This window comes from Pseudonocardia alaniniphila (assembly GCF_022524485.1).
GTDB classification, from domain to species: Bacteria; Actinomycetota; Actinomycetes; order Mycobacteriales; family Pseudonocardiaceae; genus Pseudonocardia; species Pseudonocardia alaniniphila.
Window position 1 is genome coordinate 1 of record NZ_JAKXMK010000046.1, and the last position, 26,262, is coordinate 26,262.

Here is a 26,262-nt window from a genome sequence, read left to right on the forward strand (position 1 = left end):
ACCAGCACACCGACCGGCAGGTCCACCAACTGCAACACCGTCGGCTCGCCGAAGATCGACACCTCGCCACCGAACGGAATCACCGAGAACGCCACAAACGCCGGAATCGTCGAAATCACCGGCGCAATGAAATACACCCGCTTATCCGCCATCACCGGCATGATGTCTTCCTTGAACGCCAGCTTGAGCGCGTCGGCGAGGCTCTGCAGCCAACCCCCCGGACCCACCCGGTTCGGGCCCGGACGCTGCTGCATCCGACCCACCACCTTCCGCTCCGTGACGATCATGAACATCGTGAACAGCAGGCCCAGCGCGAACAACGCCACGACCTTCAGCAGAATCAGCCATAGCGGATCGTCGATGAGTAGTTGCTGGTATCGCGTCAGTTCCATGTTCGCCATTCCCCCCGGCGCCACGTCAGTAGTGCGGCACAGTCGTTGATTTACTCGTCACACTCGGAGTCACGCCGCGTCGCCCGGTCGAACATCTGCACGAGCTCCCGCGTGTAGGAATCCACGTCGAGATCGGGATCTGCGGACACCTGGGTGGCCAGGCCGTCGAGTGCGTGCCGGAGCGTGATGGCCATCGTCCGGGCGTCGAATCGGCGGAACTCCCCAGACTCCTGTCCGGCGGCGAAGATCTCGGCCACCACCTGGAACTCGGGCTCGTGCGTGTGCAGGCCGAACCGGAGCAGGTCGTCCCCGGTGCGGAACCTGACCCAGATATCACGCACGGCGATGACGTGCTGGCGGTACTCGGAGTAGAAGCGGGCGCTGGCCTCGATGAACGCGCGCAACTTGCCCGCCTGGGTCGACTCGGCCAGCACATAGGGCTCGATGAAGCGGCCCGCCACGGTGAACACCTCGGCGACGACCGCCTCCACGAGGTCGTCCTTGCCGGCGAAGTGGTACGAGATCAACCGCGTGCTCGACAGATCGGCCCGGCGTGCGATCTGTGCGAACGACGCCTTCGCGAAGCCGAGTTCGGCGATCGTCGCGATCGCGGCCGACACGATCTGCGCCCGCCGGGCAACGGTGGTGACGGACCGCTCCGGATCCGCTCTTACTGACACAAGTAAAAGTTACTACGGCCAGGTAAAGTAGCTCAAGATCGACGTTCAGTACTCGGGCCGCAACGCGTCACGGAGCGCCGCCCGGGAGCTGATCCCGAGCTTGGGGAAGACCCGGTACAGGTGAGCCCCGACCGTCCGATGCGACAAATAGAGCTGCCGCCCGATCTGCTTGTTCGTCAGGCCGGTGGCGGCGAGCATCGCGATCACCCGTTCCTGCGGGGTGAGGCAGTCGGCGCCGCGGTCCTCGGCCGCGGCGGCCCCGGCCCCGAGGGCGCGGAGCTCGAGGCCCGCCCGCTTCGTCCACGGTCGGGCGTCGAGGCGTTCGAAGGCGGCGAGAGCCGCAGTGAGCTGCACCCGCGCCGACGAGTGGGCCCGGTGCCGGCGCAGTCGTTCGCCGTACGCGAGACGGACCCGCGCCAGGTCGAACGGCCAGCGCTCGACACCCGGAACCGCGAGGGCCTGCTCGAACAACCCGACAGTGGCCTCGTCGGGGGCGGCCATGCCCGCCGACCCGAGCGCCACGAGGGCCAGCCGCGGGGAGAGCGCGGCTATACCGGCATCGGCCATCGCGGCGACATGTGCGACGGCGTCCGAGCGGCGGCCCGTTCGCAGCGAGGCGTCGACGAGGTCCATCGCCGCCCTGAGCGCCATCGGTTGGCGGGGGGCGAGGATGCCCGGCGGGCTGATGGCCGCGGCCTGCTGGTAGGCCTCCTCGGCGTCGCCCTGCCCAAGAGCACTGGCAGCACGAACGTATTGCGCGTACGACCGCACGAGCTCCACACCGCGTGGGGCCGCCCAACGCATCATCCTGTCGGTGAGCTCCAGCGCCCAGTCGACATGGCCTCGCCAAGCCGCCACGACGGCCTCGCCGTACCAGAACGGCCACTCCAGGAGGCGGTAGCCGTGGAGGGCACACAGCGCGCGGCCTTCCTCGACCAGCTGCTGCGCCTCGTCCCATCGGCCGGTGAAAACGTCGTCGATGCAGAGGTTGATCATCGCGCCGATGGCTGAGGCCACCGCCCCGCCGCGACGCCCGTCGTGGACGACCCGCCAGTGCGCCTCCCGGCACGCCGTCATGCGATCGACGAAGAACGCCGCCCTGCCGATCCAGACGATCAGCGCGGGATCGTTCACGTCCGGAAGCCGGCTGATGATCGTCCCGAGCTCCGTCATCTGCTCAGCCGTGGCACGTGCAGGGTCGCCCAGGGTCACCACGCAGAGCGACAGGATCGCCGGGGGGCGCGGCGTCAGCCGCGCGACGGCCGCGTAGAAGGGCTCCCACAGATCCTCACGATTGGCGCCGACGAAACACACCAGGAACAGCGTGTACAGCGCTTCGATGAGGGCCCGGTCGTCGGCCCGGTACTCGCCGTCCTTGGCCTCGATCGCCCCGATGAGCAGGCGGCGGGCCGTGTCGACGTCCCCCTCCTCGTTGAGGAGCAGGTAGGCGGTCGCGACCGCGGCCCCGAGCGACCCGCCGTGGTCGGGGTCCGCACGGCGGGCATCCATGAGCAGCTGCGGAACGGTGTGCAGTTGACCGGTCACGTCCACCCCGACGTACGCCGCCTCGGCCAGGCGGCGGCTCCGGTCGGCTCCGCGCGGACTGAGCTCGGCAGCCCGGAGCAGGGCGCCGGTGGCACCGACCGCGTCACCCCGGGCGAGCATCCGCAGGGCGGCGCGCTCGAGCTGCGAGGCCACCGGCTCGTCCGGCGAGGGTGTCGCGTGGGCCAGGTGCCAGGCGCTGCGCTCCGGCTGGTTCGTCAACGCCTCGGCCAGTACCCGATGGGCGCACCGTTGCTCGAGCTCGCTCGAGAACTCCACCACGGTTGATCGCACCAGCGGGTGGCGGAAGCAGAGCCTGCGCGTGCCCTGATCGACGCTCACCAGCCGCGTTCGTTCAGCCGGCTGCAGGTCCGGCAACCCGCTCCCACCGCGGACGGCCGCTTGCAACACACCCAGGTCACCGGTGCCGTCCAGGGCGGCGAGCAGAAGCACACGACGGGTGGCGGCGGGGAGATCAGCGACGCGGGACGCGAAGAGCGCGAGAAGCCGCCGGTTCAGCGGCAGAACCGACGGCAACGCCACTCGCGCTGTGCGCTGCGACGTGCTGATCACCGCCGGGAGCTCCAGGAGGGCCAGCGGGTTTCCCTGGGCCTCGGCCAGCACGCGCCGGCGCACTTGTGGGGCGAGCATCGGGAAGTAGGCACCCAGCAGGCCTGCCGCTTCCGTCTCGTCGAGTGGCGGCACCTCGTTCTCCGGCAGCCCGCCGTGGTCGAGGAAGCTCTCACCTGCCGTTCTCGACGCGGCGATCAGCCCGATCCGGCTACCGGTGAGGCGACGGGCGACGAAGCCGAGCACCGCAGCGCTCGACCGGTCGAGCCACTGCAGATCGTCGACGACGACGAGTAGCGGGCGATCGACCGCGGCTCGGCACAGCAGCGCCAGCACCGCGGTGAAAACGGTCAGCCGGACGCCCCCCGCCTCGTCACCGATACCCAGCACGGCCGACAGCGCGCGGCGGTGCGCGCCGCCGAGCTGCCCCACGTCCTCCTCCAACGGGAGGAGCAGCTGGTTGAGTCCGGCGAACGTGACGTCGGCCCCGAACTCCGCCCCTGCGGCACGAAGCAGCCGAGCGCCGGCGGCCGACGCCTCCTGCGCCGCGGCGTCCAGCAACACCGTCTTCCCGACGCCGGGCTCGCCCGACAGCAGCAGCGCGTCGCCGTCGGCGGCTGCACGGGCCAGGAAGGACCGGATGCGCTCGAGCTCTCGCTCGCGCCCGACCAGCCCTCCGTATTTGACTGTTTGACGCGTATCGGTATCGCCCATCCGAGTTGTCCTCGTCTGGTCGTAAGCACGGAAATCGTGCAGTTTACGCGTTGTCCGAGGCTGTTCGACCGACGTGAGGAGCTTCTGGACTGCACCGGTCGGAGGGGCTCGCAGCGGCCGGACGGCCACATCCCCGCTGGTCCGGCGCTCGCCCGTCGGCATTGAGCCAATGATCTCCTGCTGCTACGGTCCTCGCGCGACTGCCGGGTCGGCCATGGGCCACGAGCGAGACGGGTTCCCGGCGGATCTGTGAGCGCCGGGCGGGCCAGAGGCCCGCCACCCCACTGCGGAAACGCACGAATTCCGCGGTGGAAGGAGGTGAATCACATGAGCACACCACATCAGATCACGCCGGAGTCGGCGTGGCAGCAGTTCCTCACCCAGCAGTGCGCGCGCACGCCGGTGAACGGAATCGTCACGTCGATCGTGCCGTTCGGTGCCTTCGTCACGTTGCACGACGGCGTCGACGGCCTGCTGCACCAGTCGGAGTGGTCGGCCGAGCCTGAGCTCGGCGCGACCGTCTCGGTCCGGATCCTGCAGCTGGACCTGGTCAACCGTCGGGTGAGCCTTGCTCTGGCCTGATGCCCCGGTGGCCCGGGGGCGCTGAGACCGCCCCCGGGCCACTCGGAAGCCTAGAGCGACGGCCGAGCGAGCAACGGCGCGAACGCAGCCCGCGCGCGAGAGGCCGGCCGACGACTCTTCCCCCATTCACCGTGAACACGGCTAAAAGCCTCTGATTCGAAGGCGCACATTCCGAAAATCGCGTGCAACGCGCTTCACCTGGTCGATGCAGGCGCCTACCGTCACGCAGGGAGGCACCGAGACGAGGAGGCCCGCTATGGATCCGACGTTCTACCGGTCCGCCGCCGACGCCGCAGCTGCTCCTGGCGAGGAGTTGGCCTACGTGGTGGCTTTCGACCGTGCCGGGCAGCGCAGCGACGCGATGACCGTGATCGATGTGAACGCGCAGTCCGACAGCTACGGGCGGGTCGTGGGCTGGACCGACGTGCCCGGGCTGGGTGACGAGCTGCACCACTTCGGCTGGAACGCCTGCAGCAGCGCGCTGCGCCACGAGGGCCACGACATGGCCGGGTTGGCCCGGCGCTATCTGCTGGTGCCCGGCCTGCGCTCGTCGAACATCTACGTCCTGGACACCGGCCCGGACCCGCGCCAGCCCAAGCTGGTCAAGACCATCGACGCCACCGAGCTCTCGGACAAGGCCGGCTACTCCCGCCCGCACACCCTGCACTGCGGACCCGACGGGGTGTTCCTGACCTGCTTGGGCGGGCCCAAGGGCGACGACGACGGGCCCGGGGGCATCGCGCTGCTCGACCACGACAGCTTCGACGTCCTGCGCGCCTGGGAAACCGACCGCGGCCCGCAGCACCTCCACTACGACGCCTGGTGGCACCTGAACCAGAACGTGCTGATCTCCAGCGAATGGGGCAGCCCCTCGATGATCGAGAACGGGGTCGTGCCCGAACTGCTGCTGGGCCAGAAATACGGCCACCACCTGCACTTCTGGGACCTCGCCAAAGGCCAGCACCAGCAGAGCGTGGACCTCGGGGCCCAGCACCAGATGGTGCTGGAGGTCCGCCCCTCCCACGACCCCGACGCCACCTGGGGCTTCGTCGGCGTGGTGATCTCCACCGAGGACCTGTCCGCATCGGTCTGGCGCTGGCACCGCGACAACGGGGATTGGCAGGTCGAGAAGGTCATCACCATCCCGGCCGAGCCCGCCGACCCCGACCTGCTGCCTCCGGCGTTGAAACCCTTCGCCGCGGTCCCCCCACTGGTCACCGACATCGACCTCTCCGTCGATGACCGCTTCCTCTACGTCTCCTGCTGGGGCACCGGCGAGCTCAAACAGTTCGACGTCACCGATCCCGCTCACCCCCGCCAGACCGGCTCGGTACGCCTGGGCGGCATCGTCGAGCGCGTCGCCCATCCCGCCCGACCCGACATGCCACTCTCCGGTGGCCCGCAAATGGTCGAGGTCAGCCGCGACGGACGCCGCGTCTACTTCACCAACTCCCTCTACGGCTCATGGGACGACCAGTTCTACCCCGACGGCGTCGGCGCCTGGATGACCAAACTCGACGCCCACCCCAACGGCGGACTCACCATCGACCAGGACTTCTTCCCCCACGAGGACGACTTCCGCGGCCTGCGCGTCCACCAGATCCGGCTCCAGGGCGGCGACGCCTCCTCCGACTCCTACTGCTACCACTGACCGAAACTTCCGCATCCGGGCACTGACCAGCGGCGAGCCGGACCAGCCCGTCGCCGGTCAGATCCCCTCGCCGCGCGCGTCCACCACGACCTCGTTCCAGGACATCGCGCTCTCGCCCTCCTGGAGACCTTCCATCCTGGCCCGGGTCTCGGCGAACGCCTCGTCCTCGTGCCAGGCCTGCCAGTCGGCACGGCTCTGCCACGTCCCGACGACCACGCGCTTGTTCTGGCCGTCGAGCGGGATGAGCAGTTGCGCTGCGACCCATCCCGGCCGGCCACGGGCGGCCGCCAGTCGCTCCCGCATCGCTGCGTCCCACTCCGGTTCGGATCCGGTCTTGAGAGTCACCCCGGTGACGACGGTCATCATGTGGACCTTCTCCTTCCTGCGGGCTCCGTGCCCGGGGTTCCCGCAGCGGCCGATCCCCACTCCCGCGCTGGATCCGACGAGGAAATGGGTCGCCTGCATGCGAAGGGACCAGCAGGATGGCCCACCGTGCACCGCGACCAGATCGACTCCGCCCTCGCCGCGCGGCTGGTCGCCACGCAGTTCCCGGAGTGGGCAGGCCTCCCGGTCGTTCCGGTCGAGGTGGACGGCTGGGACAACCGCACGTTCCGGCTGGGCGACACCATGACGGTGCGGCTCCCGAGCGCCGAGGGTTACGTGCGCAGCGTCGAGAAGGAGAACACCTGGCTGCCGCGGCTCGCACCGCACCTGCCGCTCCCCATCCCCGTTCCGCTCGCCGTCGGTGCACCGAGCAGCGAGTACCCGTGGCCGTGGTCGGTCCGCCGGTGGATCGACGGACGCATCACCACGCGCGACCGGATCGCCGACCTCGACGCGTTCGCGAAGGACCTCGCCGGCTTCCTCGTGGCATTGCAGCAGATCAGCACGGCCGGGGGGCCACTGGCCGGCGCGCACTGCTTCTATCGCGGCGCCCCACTCGAGGTCTACGACACGGAGACGCGCGACGCCATCGCGGCGCTCGGTGCGCGGATCGACGCCGCCACTGCCACCGCCGCGTGGGAGGACGCGCTCGCGGCGGCGTGGTCAGGTCCATCCGTGTGGTTCCACGGCGACGTGGCAGCCAACAACCTCCTCGTCGACGGCGCGGGGAGGCTTGCCGCGGTCATCGACTTCGGCACCTGCGGCGTGGGCGACCCCGCCTGCGACCTCGTCGTCGCATGGACGCTCCTCGATGGGGAGAGCCGCGAGGCGTTCCGGGCCGCGATGCCCGCCGACGACGCGATGTGGGCGCGCGGGCGCGGCTGGGCACTGTGGAAGGCCCTCATCACGATCGACTCCCCCGACGCCACCCCGGCCGCCGCCTCGGAAGCACGCCGGGTGGCCGCCGACGTAATCGAGGAATTCTCGCGGTCCTGAGCCTCGACGACGGCTGCGGTATTGACCAGTCGCACCGCGGCAATTCGGCAGGACACCCCGGCGCTGACTGGCTGACCGCGCGTTCGGGGACAAGGATGGCCAAGTGGCCAGTCGCATCCTCTTGGTAGAGGACGACTCGACGATCGGCGAAGTTCTGGCGTCGAGCCTGCGCAGCCACGCCCATGAGGTGATGTGGGAGCAGACGGGCGCAGGCGGTCTCGCACGGGCCGCCGGCACCGTCGTCGACCTCGTCCTGCTGGACCTCGGGCTTCCCGATCTCGACGGTGTCGAGGTCTGCAGGCAGCTCCGGCGCACTCAACCCGGCTGCGTTCTCGTCATCCTGACAGCACGGGTGGCCGAGATGGACGTCGTGGTGGGGCTGGAGGCGGGCGCCGACGACTACCTGGTCAAACCGATCCGGCTGGCCGAGCTCCATGCCCGTATCCGTGCTCACCTTCGCCGCAACGAGGCGACCGGAGCGGCACCACCGGTCCGGTCGATCGGCGACCTGGTCGTCGACGTGTCCCGGCGTCGTGTCACCGTCTCCGGGCAGGAACTGCGCCTCCGCCCCAAGGAGTTCGACCTGCTGGCCTGCCTCGCCGCCCGACCGGACGTGGCGCTCACCCGCGAGACGCTCATGTCCGAGGTGTGGGACGAGAACTGGTTCGGCTCGACGAAGACCCTCGATGTCCACGTTGCGGCGCTTCGCCGCAAGATGACGGAGATGGCCGCGCTGGCCGGAGCCCAGGTCCCCGAGATCGTCACGCTCCGGGGGCACGGCTATCGGTTGGCACTCGACCCACCGACCAGCGACGGCGTGGCTCGCTAGTCGCGGTCGCTCGTGGCGAGTCGTCCGGCGCCGGCTCCACCACCGGATCCTCGGCGACGGCCGACGGCAGCAGAAGCGTGAACACCGGGGGCGTCCGCTGGGTCAGTTCGAGCCGTCCGTCGTCGGCCTCCGCGAGGCGACGTGCCAACGGCAGGCCGATACCGTGCCCGTTCCGCTCGTCGGCGCGCTGGGTGAACAGCACGTTCTCCGGATCGGACACGCCTGCGCCCTCGTCACAGACGTCGATCGCCACGGCGTCCGAGGACTCGCGGACCGCCACCGTGACGGTTCCCGAGCCGTGGACCGTCGCGTTGTCGATGAGCACCCCGAGGATCTGACGAACCGCGGCAGTGGACGCGGACGGGTTCTGGACCCCCGAATCGATCTTCAGCTCGAGGGTGCGTCCCTGGAGCGCCAGGCGCGCACACCATTCCGGCGACATCTCGGCCAGCAACGCTCCGAGATCGATCGGGGCGGTCTGTGCGGCGCGCTTGTTCCGGGCGAGGGCGAGAAGCTCGTCGATGGTCGTTTCCAGCCGATCCGCGTCGACGAGGCTCGCCGCGATGGCCGCCCTGAGCTCGTTGTCCGGTCGCTCTAGCACCGCTTCGAGCCGGAGCCGGAGGCCCGCCAGCGGCGTCCGCAGCTGATGGGAGGCGTCTGCGGAGAACGCCTGCTCCCTGGCGAGAAGGTCGTCGAGGCGCCCGGCGGTGCCGTTGAGCGCGCTCCCCACAGAATCGATCTCCGGGATCCCGCCTCGCCGGGTGCGCACGCTGAAGTCGCCCTCGCCCAGCCGGCGGGCGGCGACCGCCAGGTCCTCGAGCGGGAGGGCCAGCCGCCGGGCCTGCCGGCGCCCGACGAGCCAGGCGGCGGCGACCGCCAACGCAGCGAGCGCGGCCATACCGGCCCAGACCAGCACCACTCGCTGCATGACCGCGCTTTCGGGCGCCGACGCGCGCACCGCCCCGATCACGTCGTCGTCGTGCGTGACCGGCACCGCGACGACCAGGTCGCCGGCGACTTTTCCGCTGCCGATACCGCCGCCGAGAGCCTCACCGACCTCGGATTCGCCTCTCGGCCCCATTCCTCCCAGCTGGTTGCCGTGCTGGTCGTACACCGCCACCTTGATCAGTCCGGGCCCGCTGATCTCATCGATTCGCTCGCCGTCATAGACGTCCGAGGCCACCGTGAACGAGACGGCGTTGGCGACCCGCTCGAGCTCGCTGCGCTCGGCCTGCATCGCGTACTGGTGCACAGCCAGGGCCAACGGCACTCCGAAGAGCACGATGGCCAGTACCGAGGCCCAGACCGCCAAACCGATGATTCGAGTGCGCACGAGCGTCGTCTCCGTTCCGCCGGCGCTGCTGTCACCGCGCTCGGTGGGCACTCCAGCATGCCTCGCCCGACGGCACGTGTCACTCCAGCGCCCTTGACGGAAACGGGTTCGGAACCGCTTCGGAGGGCGTGATGAGATCAAATTTCCAGGGTTCAGTTGACGCTGGGTGCAGCTCCGTTCGGCGTGCCGGTGGCGGGCGTACCGAGGTCGCCACATGCTTTCCACGGCGGCAGGTCGAGTAACGCCGCACCGTCACGTACGGGTTGCCTCGAACAGGACCCTCGGGCGTTCTGGTGCCGAGGCTCCTCTCGCACCTTCCTGGCTTTGGACAGCACGTCGAAGGCGGCGAACAACTGCACGTGCTCGCCGTCCTTGTCCAGCCGCGTGAGCCCACGACCTCGTGGAGTGATTCGCAGTAGCGGCTCGGGGACGCTCATCACCGAGCCCCGAAGGACGGTCTCGGCGCGATCCAGCAGTGCCGAGAACGTGCGTTGCGACCGCCCGTCCGGCCGCCCGTCCGCCGTGCACTTGTGGGCCGAGACCTGCAGGCTCTGCAGGACGACGATCTCCGGGCCCCTCTGCACGGCGACCGTGTCGGAGCCCCACGGTTCGCCCGTCCAGTCCAACGTGAGGTAGTAGCCGTCTTCAGGGACCTTCATCTCAGGTCCGACGATCAGGATGCGTGATGCGTGAAGGCCGAGCATTCCCAGGACTGGGTCATTGGCTAGCAGCTCGCGGGTGGCGGCGCGGGCCGCCATCACGTCCGCCTCGCTCGGACTCGCTGTTCGAAGGATGCCCGAGCCGGTCCCGGTCTCGTGCGTCACCATCGGCCATCACCTCGATCTGGCGCTGGGCCTGGAGATCAGCGGATTCCTCGACTCTAAGGAGTACCGCGTAAGCACCGGGCCACTGCTGGGTAAACGGATGGCAAGAGGTAGCTCCCACTGCGAGTCCATACGCTACCTGGCTTCATCAACTCTGTGACCCAGGTAGCCAAGGGATTTGAGACGACCTGCAACGCGGCCGCCGGAACCGGCTCCGGTCTCAGCAACGAGGCCGGCGAGCGTCGTGGTATGGAGCCAAACTTCCCGCGCCTGTTCCACCCGATTCATCACGAACGCGATGCGGGAAGAGTTACCCGCACCGAGCAGCCCTTCATGAGGCCCGACCGGCGCCATAGGGCTTCTCGTGCGGCCACGCACTGTGACGTCTCGCGCCCGGTCGCACACTGTGCGTGCACGAGGCTTCCCTCCGCCTCGGCACGATCCTCACAGCTGCCCGCCACCCCACTCCGAACGCGGCCGTCGGCCTGGTACAAGATCGGTGCGATCCGCGGCCATCTCGCCGGCGACCAGCGTGTAAGCATCGTCACACCGGTGCTCCTCGCCGCCGAGGGCGCCTCGTTCAGACTCGCCCGGTATGCACACCCGCCCCACACCGAACTTCTCCACCCGTGGTCGGTTCGTCCGGAACGTCCCATGAGGCACCGGCAGTGGACATCCGGGGTTCCGGCCAGCCGGTACTGAGGATGGCCGGAAGCCATGACGACATCCGCCCGCTCGAACGTCAGTCTTATCGCAACGGCTCGCGCCACGTAGGGACGAACCGTGGCGCGGGCCGACGCCACACGCATCCTCGATTTCGCGGCCGCCGTCATGTCCTGGTGTCAGATTCGCCCCGGCAACAACAGAGATACCGGCTTGGACACCCGACCCGGCCCAGGCAATGCACGGGCGGGAAACGGCCACGGATCCGGAGGCGAATTGAGCACCGACACCGAAGGGTGCGGGACGGCCGCGAAGCCGCCCGAGTCCGGGTACCTGCGCGACCACACCGCCATTGCGCTGTTGCCGGTTGCTGCGCCTTCCATTCTCGGACTGTTCGGCTTCGCCGCGGCCACCTTCATGGTCGCCGCCAACCTGGCCGGCTGGTACGGCACGACCGAGGCCCCGCAGATCCTCTTCCCCTTCGCCCTCGCCGCCGGTGGGATCGCGGAGCTCCTCGCCGCCATGTGGGCCTTCGTATCCCGCGACGGGCTGGCCACCGCGATGCACGGCGTCTGGGGCTCGTTCTGGATCGGCTACGGCCTCTACAACCTGCTCATCGCGCTCGCCGTGCTACCCCCCGCCACCTCCGACACCACCGCCGCTGTGGCCTTCGGTTTCTGGTTGGTCGTGCTGTCCGCGGTCACGCTGGTCGGTGCGATCGCCGCCACGGCCGAGAACATCGCGCTCACCACTGTCCTGGCGACGCTGGCGGCGAGCTCCGTACTGCTGGCCATCGCGCTGCTGGGCGGCGTGGCCGTGATCCAGACCGTCGGTGCCTACGTCTTGCTCGCCGCCGCCGCGCTGGCGTGGTATCTCGCCGCGGCGATGATGCTCGAGGCCACCGCCGAGCGGGCAGTCCTGCCGATCGGCAAGCGCCGCACCGTACGGCTTCCCGCCACCTGCCCGCGGCCCAGCCCGGCGTGAAGACAGGCCGATGACAGCTCGAGCCGTCACCGCGGATGCGCCCGATCGCGCGGTGGCGGCTCCTTCAGGAGTCGAGGAAAGGACGCTGATCCGATGGAGCTAGAGGGTCACGTCGCCCTGGTCGCCGGTGGGTCGGCCGGGATCGGCGCCCACGTGGCGCGCCTGTTGGTTCGTGAAGGCGCGCAAGTCATCATCTCCGGCCGTGACACGGAACGGGGAAAGGGGGCCGCCGCGAAGATCGCAGGCGAAAGCGGGGACGTCCGATTCATCGCGGCCGACCTCGGGGATCTCCACTCGATCCAGAACCTCGCGGATCAGTCCGGGGAGGTCGACATCCTGGTCAACAACGCGGCAGGCGCCCCGACCGGGCTGACGGCGGACCAGGACGTCGCCTCCTTCCAGAACATGTTCGACACCAACGTGCGCGCCACCTATTTCCTGACGGAACTACTCGCTCCCGCCATGCTGGCCAAGGGCCGGGGCAGCATCGTGAACGTCGCCGCGATGGGTGCCTCGATGGGGGTCGCCGGCGCTTCCGGCTACAGCGCCACCAGGGCTGCTCTCATGTCGCTGACCAGGACCTGGGCAGCGGAGTTCGGCCCACAAGGGGTCCGGGTCAACAGCGTCACACCCGCACCGGTCCGCTCCGGGAGCGCCGGCGTCGAGTGGGGCGAGGCTCTCGTGGGAGACCTGCATGGCCGAGAGCCCACGGCGGGAGCACAAGAGATCGCCGAGGCGATCCTGTTCCTCGCCTCGCCCCGGGCGCGCTACGTCACGGGTTCGACCCTGGCGGTCGACAGCGGCGCCGCCGCCACCTGACCGCGTCCGGTCGCGTGCCGGGTCAGCGGGTCGGCCAGGCCGCGGAGAACTCCTCCTCTCGGCTGCCTGTCCTCATCTCGATCCCCGTGACCCTCCCGCTGTTGATGATCGCGACGCGTGTGGTCCTCGGCTTCTGGGCGACCGCCGCGGCATGGGCCAGCGCCGCGTCGCGGGCGGCCTCGGCCCGATCGGCGCGTGCGGTCTGGGCCGCGTGCGCGCGCTCGACCGCCCGCAGCTGTCGCCGCGTCTGCGCGAGCACACCTTTGACCTGCGCGATCTGCTGCACAAGCTGCTCGTGAGAAGCCGATTCGGCTGAGTCCGACGGGGGCGCTGGGGGCGCGGCTGCGGTCTGCGGTGCCGGCCGAGGCATGGTTGCGGTCGGCCGCGCCGGCGCGGGTTTCGTGGGGCCGGCTGCCGACGTCGGTCGTGCTGCCGGTGGAGGTTCGGTCTCGGCTTCGGGGGTCGGCGTCCGGCGAACGGTGATCGTGCCCAGGCAGCCCCAGGTGCGAGGCCGGAGGACGAGCCATCCCGCGAGCGCGAGGAAAGCCACGTCGCGGAGCAGATCCTGGCCGTAGCGGGTGTCGTCGGCGGCAACCTCTCCACCGCCACCGAAACACCCGCATTCGATGGTCAAGCCGCGCATCCACGCTTGACCGACCGCGGCGGCGAAGACGAGCAGAAGCACGGCACTCGAAGCGGCGGCGAACCGGACGCCGATCCCGGCGAGGAGCAGCATGCCCAAGCAGAGTTCGACGAGCGGCAGCGCGTCGGCGACCGGACCGATCATCCCCGTGGGCAGGACGTCGTAGGCTTTGACGGCCAGATAGGTCTGCCCCGGATCGAGCAGCTTGGTCACTCCGGAGACGATCCAGACCACGGCGAGTCCGAGCCGCGCCAGGGTGCCGATCACGTCCAGCAACCGCCCCCCGCGATGCCGGGCGGTGGAGCCGGCCTCACCCGCGGGACGGCTCGGTTCGGTCGCCCGGGTGTTCGCCGGGTCGGGCCGGTCGTCCTGCTCGGCCTGGCGCCGGATCGGCTGGGTCGGCCCCTCGAACTCGACGGTGGGCATCTCGTCGGCGACGATCGGCTTGGAAAGCCGGAGTCTCATGGTGTGCTCCTAGTCGCAGACGAGGGGCCGCTGTGTTCAGCGCGGCGGCGGCCGATGGTGAGCGGGGGTTGTTGCAGCCTCGGCCTCGTCGAGCAGCGGGCGGAGCCAGTCGATCAGCCTGCCCTGGTTCTCGTAGGTCACAAGCTGTCCGTCGTGGACGATCGTGGGCGTCCTGAAGTTGCCCTGGTAGTGGTCCTTGCCCACGGTTGCCAGCGCATGCTGGTAGTCACGTTGGATGGCGGGCACATAGCGCTGACGCTCCACCGCGTCCACGAATTGCGGACCCAGCCCGAGCGCCTGACCCAGCGCCAGCAGTTGCGCATCGGTGTAGCCGGCCGAGCCCTCCGCCGGCTGCGCCTCGTACAGGCTGGAGTAGAAGGGCACGAACTTTCCGCCCTCGGCGGCGGCGATCGCGGCATTGGCGGCCCGACCGGAGTAACCCACCGGGTTGGAGAAGCGATCCAAGAAGGGCAACAGGTGGAAGCGGACCCGCAGTTCGCCGCGTTCCACGGCGGCCCGGATCTGCTCGTCGTAAGCGTCGTACAACAGCGCACACGCCGGGCACAGAAAGTCCTCGTACAGATCAATTGTGGCGGTGGCGGTGGACAGACCGACGGTCACCACACCCGTCAGGGGGTCCATCGCCTCCGGATACCGGGCGGTCACCGTGCTGACCGGGATCGGTGCCGCAGCCGCCTGCATCGCCTTGCGCTCCGACTGGACGATCAGGCCGACGGCCGCCACCACGACGACGATCGCCAGCCCGACGACGGCCCGCGTCCGGCGACCGCCGCGAGGCGGCCCACCACCTGCGATGGTCGCCCGATTCTCGCCGACCGGCGCGGCGCTCGAGTCATGCCGATGTCGAATTCGGGTCAGCACACGCCGCAGTCCTTCCTCGTCGGCCGCGCACAGAGCACCTGCGGTCGCGAACCAACGGATCAGCAGGTCGGTGTCGAGCTCGGGAGCGCTCAGGCCGGAATCCGTGAAGCGCCCACCACTGTGGAGCCGCACAGTGGCGATCGGCTTAACTGCTTCCGATCACGCGGGTTACGCCACTCAGGTGCATTCCCGACGGAACCAACTCTTCAGAGTGACACTTTCGTGATCATCTCGTTCGTTGATCTTGATCAACCCGCGGGCCTCTCGGCCGGATGGCCCGGCACACCTGCGGCAGCCCCGTCGGCGGTAGGGAGACATCTTGGGCCGGCCGGTGCCGCTGAGAGCCGTTCTGCCGCTCGCTGGACGCCGGAGGCACCACGGAGTCCGGATCGTCCACCTGGCCGGCCGGCCGGGCCACTCATCGGCTGTGCCGGCTCCCGAAACGAGACCGGCGGCTCTCCGTCTCGGAGAACCGCCAGGTCAACATGGTGCGCCCGAAGGGATTCGAACCCCTAACCTTCTGATCCGTAGTCAGATGCTCTATCCGTTGAGCTACGGGCGCGTGCTCTTCAGTTGTCGTACCCCGTCGCGGTCGATCTTACCCGACCGCTCCAGGCGCGGAGGCTCCGGGATTTGAACCCGGGATGGGGGGTGACCCCAAACCGCATTAGCAGTGCGGCGCCATAGACCAGACTAGGCGAAGCCTCCCGGGGCCTCTCGGCCTCCAGCGGGTCCCAGCCTACACAGGCCGATCCGCCCGGATCACTACCCCCCGTTCCCCAGCGCGAGGAACGGGGCGAGCGCGTCGGGGTTCTGGAGGGCGCCCCGGCTCACGGCCTTCTCCGGGGCCACGCCTGCCAGGATCTTCTTCACCGGAACCTCGCATTTCTTGCCGTTGAGGGTGCGCGGCACGGCCTCGACGACGATGAAGCGGTCGGGCACATGACGGGGCGACAGTTCGGTCCGCAGGGCACGCCGCAGCGCCGGCTCGACGTCCTCCAGTGACGCTCCCGGCGCCAGCACGACGAAGCAGAGCAGGGCACCCTCGCCGTGGGTGCCGAGTTGAGTGGTGTCGATCACCAGGGAGTCGACGATCTCGTCGAAACCCTCCACCACCGCGTAGAAGTCGGCCGTGCCCATCCGGACGCCGCCGCGGTTGAGGGTGGAGTCGCTGCGGCCGTAGATCACGTACGAGCCGCGCGGCGTGACACGCAGCCAGTCGCCGTGGCGCCAGACCCCGGGGAAGTCCTCGAAGTAGGCCTCGCGCAGCCGGGTGCCGTCCGGGTCGTTCCAGAACGACACCGGCATCGACGGCATCGGCCGGGTGATCACCAGCTCGCCCACCTCGTCGATGAGCTCCTTGCCGGACTCGTCGTAGGCAGCGACGGCAGCACCGAGGGACGCGCAGGAGATCTCCCCGAGCCACACGGGGACGGTCGGTGCCGCGCCGACGAACGCGGCGCACACGTCCGTGCCGCCCGACACCGAGCAGATCTGGATGTGCTCGCCGACCGCGTCGGCGATCCACCGGAAGCCCTCCACCGACAACGGCGCACCGGTGGACCCGATCGCCGTGAGCGAGCCGAGCTCGTACCGGTCTCGGGGCCGGAGCCCGGCCTTGAGACACGACTGGACGAACGGCGCCGACACCCCGAAGTACGTGACGTCGTGCCGCTCCGCCAGCGCCCACAACGCACCGAGGTCGGGGTGGCCCGGACTGCCGTCGAACAAGACGATGGTGGTGCCCACCAGCAGCCCGCCGATGAGCAGGTTCCACATCATCCAGCCGGTGGTGGTGAACCAGAAGAAGCGTTGGCCCGGGCCGAGCTCCATCTGCAGCCCGAGCGCCTTCACGTGCTCCATGACGATTCCGCCGTGGCCGTGCACGATGCCCTTGGGCAGGCCGGTGGTGCCGGAGGAGTACAGCACCCACAACGGGTGGTCGAACGGGACGGGCTCGAACTCCAGAGCAGCGTGCGTCGCGGTGAACTCGCTCCACGGCACGGTGCCGTCGAGCGTGGCCGCCTCGTCCAGGTACGGGACCAGCACGGTCGCCTTCAGCGTGGGCAGCTGTGCGCGGAGTGCCTCGATCGTCGGACGGACGTCGAACCGCTTCCCGCCGTAGACGTAGCCGTCGACCGCCAGCAGGACCACCGGCTCGATCTGCGCGAACCGATCGTGGACGGCACGCGCTCCGAAGTCCGGCGAGCACGACGACCAGACGGCGCCGAGGCTGGCGGCAGCGAGGAACGTCACCAGCGTCTCGACGCTGTTGGGGGCGAGAGCCACGACCCGGTCGCCGCGGCCGACTCCGGAGCGCACCAGACCCGCGCGGGCCCGGCCGACGAGTTCCCGCAGCTCCGCGTGGGTGACGATGCGCTCCAGGCCGTCCTCCCGCGCGAAGACGACCGCGACGTCGGAGTCCTGGCGGCCCGGGCAAGGGGTGAGCGCGTGCTCGGCGTAGTTGAGCGTCGCCCCCGGGAACCACTCTGTGCCCGGCATCTCCCGCGAGCCCAGCACGGCGGTCGGCTGCGAGCGGAAGCGAACGCCCGCGAACTCGGCGACGGCGGACCAGAAACCCTCGAGATCATCGACGGACCAGGCGTGTAGCGCGGCGTAGTCGGACACGTCGACCCCGCGGTGCTCACGCACCCACTCGCAGAACTCGACCATCGGGCCGGCGTGCTCCGGGTCGGGAGTCCACAGCACGGCGGGGATGTCGGACGCAACCATGTCGGCCAGCATGCAAGCCCGCCGCCCGATCGCGCCAGCGCCGACCGGGGTGATCAGCGACAGGCGCTGCGCGACCGGATCGGGTATGGGCACACGCCCCACCGCAGGGCGCCCCGGGGAGCGAAAGGTGTGGGTGCGCAAACCATGCCGACGCAGGCCCTCAGCGGCTCAGCGAAGGTGGGAGTCGAACCAGTTCAGGGTGCGCTGCCAGGCGTCGGCCGCGACCTCAGGGTCGTCGTCGAACCGGTAGCCCTTGCGCGGATAGACGACGACGTCGGTGGCCACCTCGGACGAGCTCGCCGCATCGCGGAGCCTGCTGACGTCGGGGTCCGGCTTCCCGTCGGCCGTCTCTCCGTAGATCCCGAGCCAGGGGCACGTGAGGTCGGGCGCGGCTTCGATGAGGGACGGGAGGCTCGCAGAGGGCGCGAGCGCAACGCCCTCGCCCGCCACCGTGACCGCGGCACCGAGCCGCCGCTGTGCCGCCACCACCAGAGCGACCGAGCCGCCGAGGTCGAAGCCGATGACGCCCATCCGGTCGGCGCTGATGTCGTGCTCGGCGAGCCAGCCGAACGCGGTGTCGGTGTCGGCCATGATCTGCTCACCCTCGAGCCGGTCGACCTGTTGCTGAACCTCGTCGTCGGCCGCGCCGTCGAGTTCGTCGGCGGCGTCGCGGTGGTAGAGGTGCGGTGCGACGCTGAGCCACCCGTCTCCCGCCAGTCCCTGCACGAGACCACGCACGGCCTCGGTCACGCCCCGCGCCTCGTGGAGGACCACGATCCCTCCTCGGACCGGGCCGTCCGGCTCTGCCACGGTTAGCCGCAGAGCGCTGCCGTCGACCAGCGGGACGGTCTCCGTCCTGATCTCGGTCATGACGACAAGGGTGTCACGGCGGGAGCTGTGGGAGGGTGGCGGCACCACGTTGAGGACGTCACAGACATAGGGTGTCGGCATGCCGTTGATTCGCCCCGACCTCGACACGCTCCCGGCCTACGTGCCAGGCCGCGCGATCGCCGGAGCGATCAAGCTCGCAAGCAACGAAGTGTCGCTGCCGCCGACGGCACCCGTGCTCGCCGCGATCGCCGAGGCCGCCGCGGCGGGCAACCGGTACCCGGATCTCGCCGTCACCGGTCTCACCGCGCGCCTGGCGGAACACCTCGGTGTGGACACCGGGCGGATCTCCATCGGGTGCGGGTCGGTCAGCCTCTGCCAGCAACTGGTGCAGGCCACCTGCCTCGAACCGTCGGACGAGGTGGTGTTCGCGTGGCGCTCGTTCGAGTCCTACCCGATCGTCGCCCACATCGGGGGCGCCACGATGCGGCGGGTGCCGCTCGACGCCGACTTCCGCCATGACATCGACGGCATGATCGCGGCGGTCACCCCGAAGACGCGTCTGGTGCTCGTCTGCAGCCCGAACAACCCCACGGGCACGGTCGTCACCCGCGCCGAGATGGAGCGGTTGCTCACCGCTGTCGGCCCGGACGTCCTCGTGGCACTGGACGAGGCCTACTTCGAGTACGTCGATGACCCCGCCGCTGTCGACGGGATGGCACTGGTCGACGCCTACCCCAACCTCGTCGTGCTGCGGACGTTCTCCAAGGCCTACCGGCTCGCCGCGCTGCGGGTGGGCTACTCGGTCAGCACGCCCGAGGTTGCGGCGGCCCTGCGAAAGGTCTGCTCGCCGTTCAGCGTGAGCTCCGTGGCGCAGGCCGGTGCGATCGCGGCGCTGGACAACGCCGACGAGCTCCTCGCCGCGTGCACGGACGTGAAGAGCGAGCGGATCAGGGTGCGCGATGTGCTGCTGCAGGCCGGCTACCCCGTGCCGCCGACGCAGGCCAACTTCGTGTGGCTCCCGCTCGGCGAGCGCACCGCACCGTTCGACGCGCACTGCCTGGACAACAAGGTCATCGTCCGCCCGTTCGCGTCGGACGGGGTGCGAGTGACGGTGTCCGCGCCGGAGGAGAACGACGCCTTCCTGGCCGCGGCACAGTCGTTCGTCGACTGACGTAGCTCTCTGGCCTGCGGTTCCGGAGACACCACGGCCCGGTTCCGACGGGCTGTCGGGACCGGGCCGCGGTGGTGGTGCGGGTGGAGTCAGCGCGTGACGCCACGCCTGCTGTAGGCCCCCGCCGCGATGGTGACGCCGATGGCGGCGACGATCACTTGCAGGATGAGTTCGATCCAGTCGATTCCACCGGTGCTGGCCACACCGAAGAGCTTGGCGATGGCCGTGCCGATGAAAGCGGCCACGATCCCGACGAGAATGGTCAGCCAGATCGGGATGTTCTGCTTTCCGGGGGCCACGAGCCGGCCGACGAACCCGATGATGGCGCCGATGACGATCGCTGTGATGATCCCGGTGATGGTCACTGCAAACTCCCGAGGTCTCGGCAGGACCGACCCCGCGCGGCCCTGTGTTGCATTGGGTAGCACGGGGTGAGCGAACCTGCACGTCAGGAGACCGGATGACACCCGAAGTGTTATCGGGTCGCCGCCCACCCTTCGCCTGACTCTCAGGGCTCCAGAACGTATCCCTCACCGCGGACCGTGCGGATCCGCTCCGCGCCGATCTTGCGACGCAGGTAGGAGATGTACACCTGCACGAGATTTGCCGAAGCAGTCTCGGACCATACGGCGCTGGCGAGGCGATCGGGTGACACGACCTCACCCCGAGTGGCGAGCAACGCCATCAGCATTGCGAATTCCGTGGGCGACAACGACACCGCCTGGCCGTCGACCGTGACCTCGCCGAGCTCCGTGTCGACCGTCAGCTCGCCGTGGCGGATCACCGTGTTCTCGACGGCCGTGCCGAGCCGCAGCCGGAGCCTGATCCGCGCGGCCAGCTCGTCGACGGCGAACGGCCGGAGCAGGTAGTCGTCGCGGTCACCGCGCAGCTGACCGAGCAGGGCCGCCCGGCGTTCGCGCGGGGTGACCGCGATGACCGCCACGTTCGGCGCCTCGCTCTGGACCGCCGCCAGCACGGCCGCCTGGTCCGGCCCGGGCAGCTCGACATCGAGCACCAGAAGCCCCGGTTCACGGGAACGGACGGCGTCGAGCACCGCGATGCCGTCGCTGACGGGGCTGATCGACACTCCGTCGGACCGCAGGCTGCGCAGCACGGCAGACGACGCGGCCGTCGGGGGTAGCGCCAAGAGGACGTGGTCGTTCGGGGGTACGGACACACGTGTCGGCATCACTGCCGACACGTACGAGGACGCACCCCCCGGGGGAGCAGCGGGGAGCATCACCCCAAGCTTGTCGGAGTCGGACGCCGATAACAATCGTCTAACGGAGCGACTGTTGCTCAAGTTGAGTGGAACCTCTCAGACAGCTGAGAGGTCGGGTACTCCGAACGGAGTACGGAGGCGCTCCCGTACGTCCGTCTGAGGGCATTCTGGCGCGTCTGACCGACCTGTTGGCGCGCACGCGCAACCGTGGCTCTCAGGATTGCTGATCATCCGGCCCCTCCTTCTTTAAGGTTCCGCCCCATGCGACGGACTACCTTCGCTGCGGAAGATCGCCCGGAGTCCCCGACCGAGCTGATCGCACGGATCTCCGCAGAGCACGGCTCCCCCACCGTGACGAGCACCGGCCGGCACCGCCGGCCCGGCGGTAGCGTCGACGCCGTTGTCACGACCGACCCGCTCCCCCAGCGCTCACTGACTCGCAGGCTGGCCCCCCTCGCCATCGGCGCCACGGTGATGCTCATCGCGACCACTGTCGCAACCACCCTCCGGCCCGCCGAGGACGCCGAACTCGCCGCCCCCGAGTTGAGCAACGCGATCGTGCAGAACGACCCCGCGACGGCGGTCGACCTCCCGACTGTTCCGAACCTTCCCATCCCCGACCCGGTCACGGGAGCACCCCCTGCCCCGCAGGACGCTCGCGAGTCCGCGGAGGGCCCCACCTCCACCACCCAGCACACGCAGAAGAAGCAGGCTCCGCCTCCGGCCCCGCTCGTGAAGCCGGCGGGCGACGGCAAGCAGGCCGGCCTTCTCAAGGGCTGGACCCAGGTCGGCGGCGACGAGTTCAACGGGAGCATCAGCTCCAAGTGGACTCTCTACGAAGGCGAGGGCCACAGCGGCAACGGCACCCGCAGCGAGAAGGCGGTCACCGTCGAGAACGGCTCGCTGGTCATTCGCGGCGACTCCGACGGCAACACGGGCGGTATGGCATGGGGCGACAGCCAGCGCTTCGGCAAGTGGGAGATGCGCGCGAAGTTCCCCGCCGGTGACTCGCAGTACCACCCCGTGCTGATCCTCTGGCCGAGCGACGTCGACTGGCCCGAGGGTGGCGAGATCGACTTCGCCGAGACCACCAGCGCGTCCAAGGACGTGTCGTTCTTCCTGCACTACAGCTCGAGCAACCAGCAGAAGTACGCCAAGAAGAACATCGACATCACCCAGTGGCACAACTACGCCGTCGAGTGGGTCGACGGCCGGGTCACCGGCTACATCGACGGCGAGAAGTGGTTCGAGAGCACCGACGGCAAGACACTGCCGCCCGGCAAGATGCACCCGACGATCCAGCTCGACTACTTCCCCGACGGTGGCTCCCCCAGGCCCACCGAGATGTACGTCGACTACATGCGGATCTACAAGTAGTCGCTGACGCATCGACGTCCACTCGTCCCGCCCGGCGCTCCCCACCGGGCGGGACGAGTCGTTTCCGGGCTCATGTCCGGACGGCGGTGAACATCCGGGCGAGCCTCGCGTCCGAGTCGCGCAGGGCCGAGCGGTCGAACGTCGAGGTCGACACGAGCAGCTCGTCGGCGCCCGTTCGCGCGAGCAGCCCGGCCAGGGCCTCCGCGACCGTCTCCTCGTCACCGTGCACGGTGCGGTCGACCGCCTCCTCGACGACGCTGCGCTGGCGGGCCGAGAGCGGACGGCCGACGTCGACGGGTTCCAGGGCTGGGAACTGCCCCGTGGTGCGAGCGGCCGCAAGCGCCCACGCCTCGGGCAGGGCGAGCGCACGGGCCGCCGCCACCGAGTCGGCCACGAGCACGTCCCGCGACACCACGACGTAGGGCTCGGCTCCGGCAGCGCGGACGCGGGCCCGGTAGTCGGCCAGCCCCTCGCCGATCCCCTCGTCGTCGAGCACGGGTCCGCCCAGCACGACCGGCAGGCCGGCATCTCCGGCGATCGCCAGACCCCGGCTGGTGGCCAGCACGAACACCGGCACCGGCAGCGCCGGCCGCGGACGCACGGTGACGGGGGCCGAGCCGTCGAGGTAGGCCCGCAGCTCCGCGAGGTCGGCGGCGAACGTGTCCGGGGCGGCCGAATCGCGCCGCAACGCTCTGCGCACCGGCGGGGTGAAGCCGAGGGAGCGCCCCACGCCCAGATCGATCCGGCCGGGATACAGCGCCTCGAGCATCGCGAACTGCTCCGCCACCACGAATGGCTGGTGGTTGGGCAGCATCACCCCACCCGAGCCGACGCGGATCCGCTCGGTGCGGGCGGCGACAGCCGCGATGAGGACCGGCGGGCTCCCGCTCGCGATCCCGGGGACGGCATGGTGCTCCGCCACCCAGAACCGGTGGTACCCGAGCTCCTCGGCGCGCCGCGCGCGTTCGACGGTGTGGCGGAGCGCCGCTGCATCGGGCTCCCCGGCCCGCGTGCGTGAGCGATCCAGGAGCGAGAGCCGGACCTGCGGAAACATCATCTGGCGCAACACGCGCCGTGCGACACGCATTCCGGACCGCCCCACCACGGGGCGGTCCGGCGCCAGGTCAGCTGATGCGGCGCTTGGTGTGACTCCGGCCGCCACGGCGCGCCGGGGCGAACCCGGGCTGGGGCCCGACGTGGGACGGGTCGGCCTGCTTGGGCTTCGCCCTGCGGGCGGCGCGGTTGAGCGGCTCCGCCTCGGCGGCGGGCTCGGCTTCGGTGGTGGCTTCCGGAGCGGGCTCGTCGACGAGCTCCGGCTGCTCGGGACCGGACGACTGCTGGGACATGGGGAACCTCCGAGATCGTGGGGAGTGGGATGAGGGACCGCAGCTCAGAGGATCATCAAGCGAGAGTATCCCGGGTACGCGTCCGAGATCTCCCCGGTTTCGTGCCGACCACCCGGCGCACCGAGAGCCCGGCAGACGGCGACGTCGGGTGCTAGCCCGTCAGGCCACGGCGGGCGAGCAGCGGCGCGATCTCGGGATCACGCCCACGGAAGCCCCGGTAGGCCTCCATCGGGTCGACGGAGCCGCCGCGGGAGAGCAGCTCCCTGCGGAAGGTATCGCCGTTCTCCCGGAGCAACCCGCCGTTCTCCGCGAACCACTCGACGGTGTCGGCGTCGAGCACCTCGCTCCAGATGTAGGAGTAGTAGCCCGCGCTGTAGGCGCCGCCGAAGATGTGGTTGAAGTACGTGCTCCGGTAGCGAGGCGGGGCGGTCGGCACGGCCACCCCCGCCGCCGCGAGCGCGTCGGCCTCGAACCGCTCCACGTCGGCGACCTGCGCGTCCGGCCCGAGACGGTGCCATGCCTGGTCGAGCAGAGCGGCAGCCAGGTACTCCGTGGTCGCGAAGCCCTCGCCGAAGAGCTGCGCCTCGTCCAGCCGCTCCACCATCTCGGCCGGCAACGCCTCGCCCGTCTCGTGGTGGCGGGCGTAGTGGGAGAGCACCTCCGGATCGCGCAGCCACATCTCGTTGACCTGCGACGGGTACTCGACGAAATCGCGGGGCACCGCGGTGCCGGCGAACATCGGGTACTGCACGTCGGAGAACAGCCCGTGCAGCGCGTGCCCGAACTCGTGGAACAGGGTGCGCACGTTGTCGATCGTGAGCAACGTCGGTTCGCCGTCGGCGGGACGCGCCAGGTTGAGCGTGTTGAGCACCACCGGCAACGTGTCGAGCAGCCGCGACTGCGTGACGAACGAGTTCATCCACGCCCCGCCACGCTTCGACTCACGCGCGTAGAGGTCGGCGACGAAGAGCCCGAGCTGCCCGTTCTCGTCGAAGACGTCGAAGATCCGGACCTCGGGGTGGTAGCGGGGTAGGTCGTGGCGCTCGCTGAACCGCAGCCCGTAGAGGCGGCCGGCGGCGTAGAAGACACCGTCGTGCAGCACGCGCTCCAGTTCGAGGTAGGGCCGCATCGCGCCGGCGTCGAGGTCGAAGCGCTCGCGGCGCACACGCTCGGCATAGAACGCCCGGTCCCACGCCTCGACGGGATACCCGGCCGCGGCCGACAGCTCGTCCGCCTCCTTCTGCGCGTTGGCCGCCGCAACCGGGGCGAGCTTCCCGAGCATCGCGTCGATCGCGTCGACGGTGCCCGCCGTGCCGATCTCGACCACCCAGGACGCATGGTGGGGATGCCCGAGCAGCTGGGCGCGCTCGGCGCGTAGCTCGGCCATGCGGAGCACGATCTCGCGGGTGTCGTGCTCCCCGCGGAGCCCGCGAGTGACCGACGCGCGGTGCACCCGCTCGCGCAGTCCGCGGTCGCTGATCGAGGCGAGCACCGGCTGCCCGGTCGGCAGCACGAGCGTGATCAGGTGGGCACCGTCGTGGCCACGCGCGGTGGCCGCTCGCGCGGCGGCGGAACGGGCGTCCGCGGGGAGCCCGGCGAGCTCCGCGGGATCCTCGACGAGAACCGCCCCGTCGTTCGCCCCGGCCAGGAGCTTCGCACCGAACTCGGTGGAGAGAGCCGAGAGCTGCGTGTTGAGCGTCCGCAGCCGCTCCTGCTCGGCGGCTCCGAGGCGCGCCCCGGCCCGGACGGCATCGCGATGGCGGCGCTCCAGCAACCGGAGCGACTCGGGGTCCAGGCCGAGATCGTCGCGCGCCGCGAAAAGGGCCTCGATGCGGGTGAACAGCGCCGGGTCGAGCATGATCGCGTCCGAGTGCGCGGCCAGCTGCGGGGCGACCTCGGCCTCGATGGCGCGGATCCCCGGGGTGCTGCACGAGCCGACGAGCGTGAAGAACACCGCCGAGACCCGCCGCAACACCGCGCCCGAAAGCTCCAGCGCGACGATCGTGTTGTCGAAGGTCGCCGGACCGGGATCGGCGGTGATCTCGTCCACCTCGGCGCGCTGTTGCTCCATTCCCGCCGTGAACGCCGGCAGGAAGTGCTCCTCACGAATGGCGTCGAAGTCGGGGAACTGGAAGGGCAGCGGGCTCGGGGCGAGGAACGGGTTGGTGCTCACGCGCGCGAGCATAGGTCCGTGACGGAGGTACGGGTCGGTGTCGGCGCAGTGGTGGTGGACGACGGGCGGGTGCTCGTGATGCGGCGGGCGGGAGCGCACGGCGCGGGCCTGTGGGGCCTGCCCGGCGGCCACCAGGAGTTCGGCGAGTCCCCGGAGCGCACTGCGGTGCGTGAGGTGGCCGAGGAGACCGGCCTCGTCGTCGCTGTCACCCCCCGGCTTGGCTTCACCGACGACCCGATGCCCGACATCGGCCGCCACTACGTCACCTTGTTCCTCGCGTGCTCCCGGATCACGGGCGAGCCGCGCCTCATGGAGCCGGAGAAGGCCACCGCGCTGGACTGGCTCACCGTCGACGAGCTGCGGGCACGCCGGAATGAGCTGTTCGTGCCGCTTCGGCACTGCCTCGACGACGGTTTGCTGGACCTCGAGCGGGTGTGAGGGCGCACACTCGGAGGC

At 70.0% G+C, this 26,262-nt stretch carries 24 protein-coding genes and 2 tRNA genes; 9 read left to right on the top strand and 17 right to left on the bottom strand.

Annotated elements, in window-relative coordinates:
* From MMF94_RS38225 to MMF94_RS38235, 3 genes are all read right to left on the bottom strand, one after another.
* A partial coding sequence (locus tag MMF94_RS38225; RefSeq protein WP_420852497.1) for an NADH-quinone oxidoreductase subunit H occupies nucleotides 1-392 on the bottom strand: 392 nt, incomplete at its 3' end.
* Nucleotides 393-442: 50 nt separating this feature from the next.
* Entirely contained in the window at nucleotides 443-1,072 is a 630-nt protein-coding gene (locus MMF94_RS38230; protein ID WP_241042370.1) for a TetR/AcrR family transcriptional regulator, read from the bottom strand.
* 45 nt (nucleotides 1,073-1,117) lie between these two features.
* Nucleotides 1,118-3,898 (bottom strand): AAA family ATPase, encoded by a 2,781-nt coding sequence (locus MMF94_RS38235; protein ID WP_241042371.1) that lies wholly within the window; start codon nucleotides 3,896-3,898, stop codon nucleotides 1,118-1,120.
* Between the two features lie 327 nt (nucleotides 3,899-4,225).
* Here MMF94_RS38235 and MMF94_RS38240 point away from each other — a divergent pair, with 327 nt between their 5' ends.
* Nucleotides 4,226-4,480 (top strand): S1 RNA-binding domain-containing protein, encoded by a 255-nt coding sequence (locus MMF94_RS38240; protein ID WP_241042372.1) that lies wholly within the window; start codon nucleotides 4,226-4,228, stop codon nucleotides 4,478-4,480.
* A 256-nt stretch (nucleotides 4,481-4,736) separates the two neighbouring features.
* The gene (locus MMF94_RS38245) at nucleotides 4,737-6,131 is read left to right on the top strand and encodes a selenium-binding protein SBP56-related protein (RefSeq protein ID WP_241042373.1); all 1,395 of its coding nucleotides are present in this window, start codon (nucleotides 4,737-4,739) and stop codon (nucleotides 6,129-6,131) included.
* A 57-nt stretch (nucleotides 6,132-6,188) separates the two neighbouring features.
* Here MMF94_RS38245 and MMF94_RS38250 read toward each other — a convergent pair whose 3' ends face one another.
* Nucleotides 6,189-6,596, bottom strand: coding sequence for an antibiotic biosynthesis monooxygenase family protein (locus tag MMF94_RS38250; protein WP_241042374.1), 408 nt, complete (start codon nucleotides 6,594-6,596; stop codon nucleotides 6,189-6,191).
* Nucleotides 6,597-6,623: 27 nt separating this feature from the next.
* Between MMF94_RS38250 and MMF94_RS38255 the strand changes: the two genes are divergently transcribed.
* The gene (locus tag MMF94_RS38255; protein WP_241042375.1) at nucleotides 6,624-7,511 is read left to right on the top strand and encodes an aminoglycoside phosphotransferase family protein; all 888 of its coding nucleotides are present in this window, start codon (nucleotides 6,624-6,626) and stop codon (nucleotides 7,509-7,511) included.
* 103 nt (nucleotides 7,512-7,614) lie between these two features.
* On the top strand, nucleotides 7,615-8,340 hold the full coding sequence (locus MMF94_RS38260; protein WP_241042376.1) for a response regulator transcription factor: 726 nt from the start codon (nucleotides 7,615-7,617) through the stop codon (nucleotides 8,338-8,340).
* Here the strand turns inward: MMF94_RS38260 and MMF94_RS38265 are convergent.
* Nucleotides 8,273-9,673 (bottom strand): sensor histidine kinase, encoded by a 1,401-nt coding sequence (locus MMF94_RS38265; RefSeq protein ID WP_241042377.1) that lies wholly within the window; start codon nucleotides 9,671-9,673, stop codon nucleotides 8,273-8,275. The genes MMF94_RS38260 and MMF94_RS38265 overlap by 68 nt on opposite strands.
* A 152-nt stretch (nucleotides 9,674-9,825) precedes the next feature.
* Nucleotides 9,826-10,332: a hypothetical protein gene (locus MMF94_RS38270; RefSeq protein WP_241042378.1), complete on the bottom strand. Its 507-nt coding sequence runs from the start codon at nucleotides 10,330-10,332 to the stop codon at nucleotides 9,826-9,828.
* Between the two features lie 1,104 nt (nucleotides 10,333-11,436).
* On the opposite strand from MMF94_RS38270, the gene MMF94_RS38275 reads away from it, so the two are divergent.
* Together MMF94_RS38275 and MMF94_RS38280 are read left to right on the top strand one after the other, a co-directional pair.
* Complete coding sequence (locus MMF94_RS38275) at nucleotides 11,437-12,144, top strand: acetate uptake transporter family protein (RefSeq protein ID WP_241042379.1); 708 nt, start codon at nucleotides 11,437-11,439, stop codon at nucleotides 12,142-12,144.
* 93 nt (nucleotides 12,145-12,237) lie between these two features.
* Nucleotides 12,238-12,963 (top strand): SDR family NAD(P)-dependent oxidoreductase, encoded by a 726-nt coding sequence (locus tag MMF94_RS38280; protein WP_241042380.1) that lies wholly within the window; start codon nucleotides 12,238-12,240, stop codon nucleotides 12,961-12,963.
* 22 nt (nucleotides 12,964-12,985) lie between these two features.
* Here the strand turns inward: MMF94_RS38280 and MMF94_RS43905 are convergent, their stop codons facing one another.
* The 6 genes from MMF94_RS43905 to MMF94_RS38310 form a co-directional block, all read right to left on the bottom strand.
* A complete protein-coding gene (locus MMF94_RS43905; protein ID WP_379660344.1) occupies nucleotides 12,986-14,071 on the bottom strand; it encodes a DoxX family protein in 1,086 nt (361 codons plus the stop codon).
* Between the two features lie 36 nt (nucleotides 14,072-14,107).
* The gene (locus MMF94_RS38290; RefSeq protein WP_241042381.1) at nucleotides 14,108-14,815 is read right to left on the bottom strand and encodes a DsbA family protein; all 708 of its coding nucleotides are present in this window, start codon (nucleotides 14,813-14,815) and stop codon (nucleotides 14,108-14,110) included.
* A 624-nt stretch (nucleotides 14,816-15,439) separates the two neighbouring features.
* A tRNA-Arg gene (locus tag MMF94_RS38295) sits at nucleotides 15,440-15,515 on the bottom strand.
* Between the two features lie 56 nt (nucleotides 15,516-15,571).
* A tRNA-Ser gene (locus tag MMF94_RS38300) sits at nucleotides 15,572-15,661 on the bottom strand.
* A gap of 57 nt (nucleotides 15,662-15,718) precedes the next feature.
* Nucleotides 15,719-17,698 carry an acetoacetate--CoA ligase gene (locus MMF94_RS38305; protein WP_379660349.1) on the bottom strand — a complete coding sequence of 660 codons (1,980 nt, stop codon included), beginning with the start codon at nucleotides 17,696-17,698 and terminating at the stop codon, nucleotides 15,719-15,721.
* 156 nt (nucleotides 17,699-17,854) lie between these two features.
* Complete coding sequence (locus MMF94_RS38310) at nucleotides 17,855-18,556, bottom strand: dienelactone hydrolase family protein (RefSeq protein ID WP_241042382.1); 702 nt, start codon at nucleotides 18,554-18,556, stop codon at nucleotides 17,855-17,857.
* A 79-nt stretch (nucleotides 18,557-18,635) separates the two neighbouring features.
* Here MMF94_RS38310 and MMF94_RS38315 point away from each other — a divergent pair, with 79 nt between their 5' ends.
* Nucleotides 18,636-19,688 carry a histidinol-phosphate transaminase gene (locus tag MMF94_RS38315; RefSeq protein ID WP_241042383.1) on the top strand — a complete coding sequence of 351 codons (1,053 nt, stop codon included), beginning with the start codon at nucleotides 18,636-18,638 and terminating at the stop codon, nucleotides 19,686-19,688.
* 89 nt (nucleotides 19,689-19,777) lie between these two features.
* Here MMF94_RS38315 and MMF94_RS38320 read toward each other — a convergent pair whose 3' ends face one another.
* Nucleotides 19,778-20,053 (bottom strand): GlsB/YeaQ/YmgE family stress response membrane protein, encoded by a 276-nt coding sequence (locus tag MMF94_RS38320; protein ID WP_241042384.1) that lies wholly within the window; start codon nucleotides 20,051-20,053, stop codon nucleotides 19,778-19,780.
* 143 nt (nucleotides 20,054-20,196) lie between these two features.
* Nucleotides 20,197-20,865, bottom strand: a complete 669-nt coding sequence (locus MMF94_RS38325; RefSeq protein ID WP_241042385.1) for a response regulator transcription factor — start codon at nucleotides 20,863-20,865, stop codon at nucleotides 20,197-20,199.
* Nucleotides 20,866-21,171: 306 nt separating this feature from the next.
* On the opposite strand from MMF94_RS38325, the gene MMF94_RS38330 reads away from it, so the two are divergent.
* Nucleotides 21,172-22,287: a family 16 glycosylhydrolase gene (locus MMF94_RS38330; protein WP_241042386.1), complete on the top strand. Its 1,116-nt coding sequence runs from the start codon at nucleotides 21,172-21,174 to the stop codon at nucleotides 22,285-22,287.
* A gap of 70 nt (nucleotides 22,288-22,357) precedes the next feature.
* Here the strand turns inward: MMF94_RS38330 and MMF94_RS38335 are convergent, their stop codons facing one another.
* The 3 genes from MMF94_RS38335 to MMF94_RS38345 form a co-directional block, all read right to left on the bottom strand.
* A complete protein-coding gene (locus tag MMF94_RS38335) occupies nucleotides 22,358-23,374 on the bottom strand; it encodes an MsnO8 family LLM class oxidoreductase (RefSeq protein ID WP_241042387.1) in 1,017 nt (338 codons plus the stop codon).
* Between the two features lie 37 nt (nucleotides 23,375-23,411).
* A complete protein-coding gene (locus MMF94_RS38340; RefSeq protein WP_241042388.1) occupies nucleotides 23,412-23,633 on the bottom strand; it encodes a hypothetical protein in 222 nt (73 codons plus the stop codon).
* A 151-nt stretch (nucleotides 23,634-23,784) separates the two neighbouring features.
* On the bottom strand, nucleotides 23,785-25,818 hold the full coding sequence (locus MMF94_RS38345; protein ID WP_241042389.1) for a M3 family metallopeptidase: 2,034 nt from the start codon (nucleotides 25,816-25,818) through the stop codon (nucleotides 23,785-23,787).
* Nucleotides 25,819-25,824: 6 nt separating this feature from the next.
* Between MMF94_RS38345 and MMF94_RS38350 the strand changes: the two genes are divergently transcribed.
* Entirely contained in the window at nucleotides 25,825-26,244 is a 420-nt protein-coding gene (locus tag MMF94_RS38350) for a nucleotide triphosphate diphosphatase NUDT15 (protein ID WP_241042390.1), read from the top strand.
* Nucleotides 26,245-26,262: the final 18 nt, after the last annotated feature.

Coding starts and splice junctions, on each gene's coding strand:
- MMF94_RS38335 (WP_241042387.1), bottom strand. CDS start 23,374: ATGCGTGTCGCACGGCGCGTGTTGCGCCAGATGATGTTTCCGCAGGTC.
- MMF94_RS38280 (WP_241042380.1), top strand. CDS start 12,238: ATGGAGCTAGAGGGTCACGTCGCCCTGGTCGCCGGTGGGTCGGCCGGG.
- MMF94_RS38305 (WP_379660349.1), bottom strand. CDS start 17,698: ATGCTGGCCGACATGGTTGCGTCCGACATCCCCGCCGTGCTGTGGACT.
- MMF94_RS43905 (WP_379660344.1), bottom strand. CDS start 14,071: ATGAGACTCCGGCTTTCCAAGCCGATCGTCGCCGACGAGATGCCCACC.
- MMF94_RS38235 (WP_241042371.1), bottom strand. CDS start 3,898: ATGGGCGATACCGATACGCGTCAAACAGTCAAATACGGAGGGCTGGTC.
- MMF94_RS38330 (WP_241042386.1), top strand. CDS start 21,172: ATGCGACGGACTACCTTCGCTGCGGAAGATCGCCCGGAGTCCCCGACC.
- MMF94_RS38345 (WP_241042389.1), bottom strand. CDS start 25,818: ATGCTCGCGCGCGTGAGCACCAACCCGTTCCTCGCCCCGAGCCCGCTG.
- MMF94_RS38250 (WP_241042374.1), bottom strand. CDS start 6,596: ATGCAGGCGACCCATTTCCTCGTCGGATCCAGCGCGGGAGTGGGGATC.
- MMF94_RS38340 (WP_241042388.1), bottom strand. CDS start 23,633: ATGTCCCAGCAGTCGTCCGGTCCCGAGCAGCCGGAGCTCGTCGACGAG.
- MMF94_RS38240 (WP_241042372.1), top strand. CDS start 4,226: ATGAGCACACCACATCAGATCACGCCGGAGTCGGCGTGGCAGCAGTTC.
- MMF94_RS38315 (WP_241042383.1), top strand. CDS start 18,636: ATGCCGTTGATTCGCCCCGACCTCGACACGCTCCCGGCCTACGTGCCA.
- MMF94_RS38245 (WP_241042373.1), top strand. CDS start 4,737: ATGGATCCGACGTTCTACCGGTCCGCCGCCGACGCCGCAGCTGCTCCT.
- MMF94_RS38270 (WP_241042378.1), bottom strand. CDS start 10,332: ATGAAGGTCCCTGAAGACGGCTACTACCTCACGTTGGACTGGACGGGC.
- MMF94_RS38310 (WP_241042382.1), bottom strand. CDS start 18,556: ATGACCGAGATCAGGACGGAGACCGTCCCGCTGGTCGACGGCAGCGCT.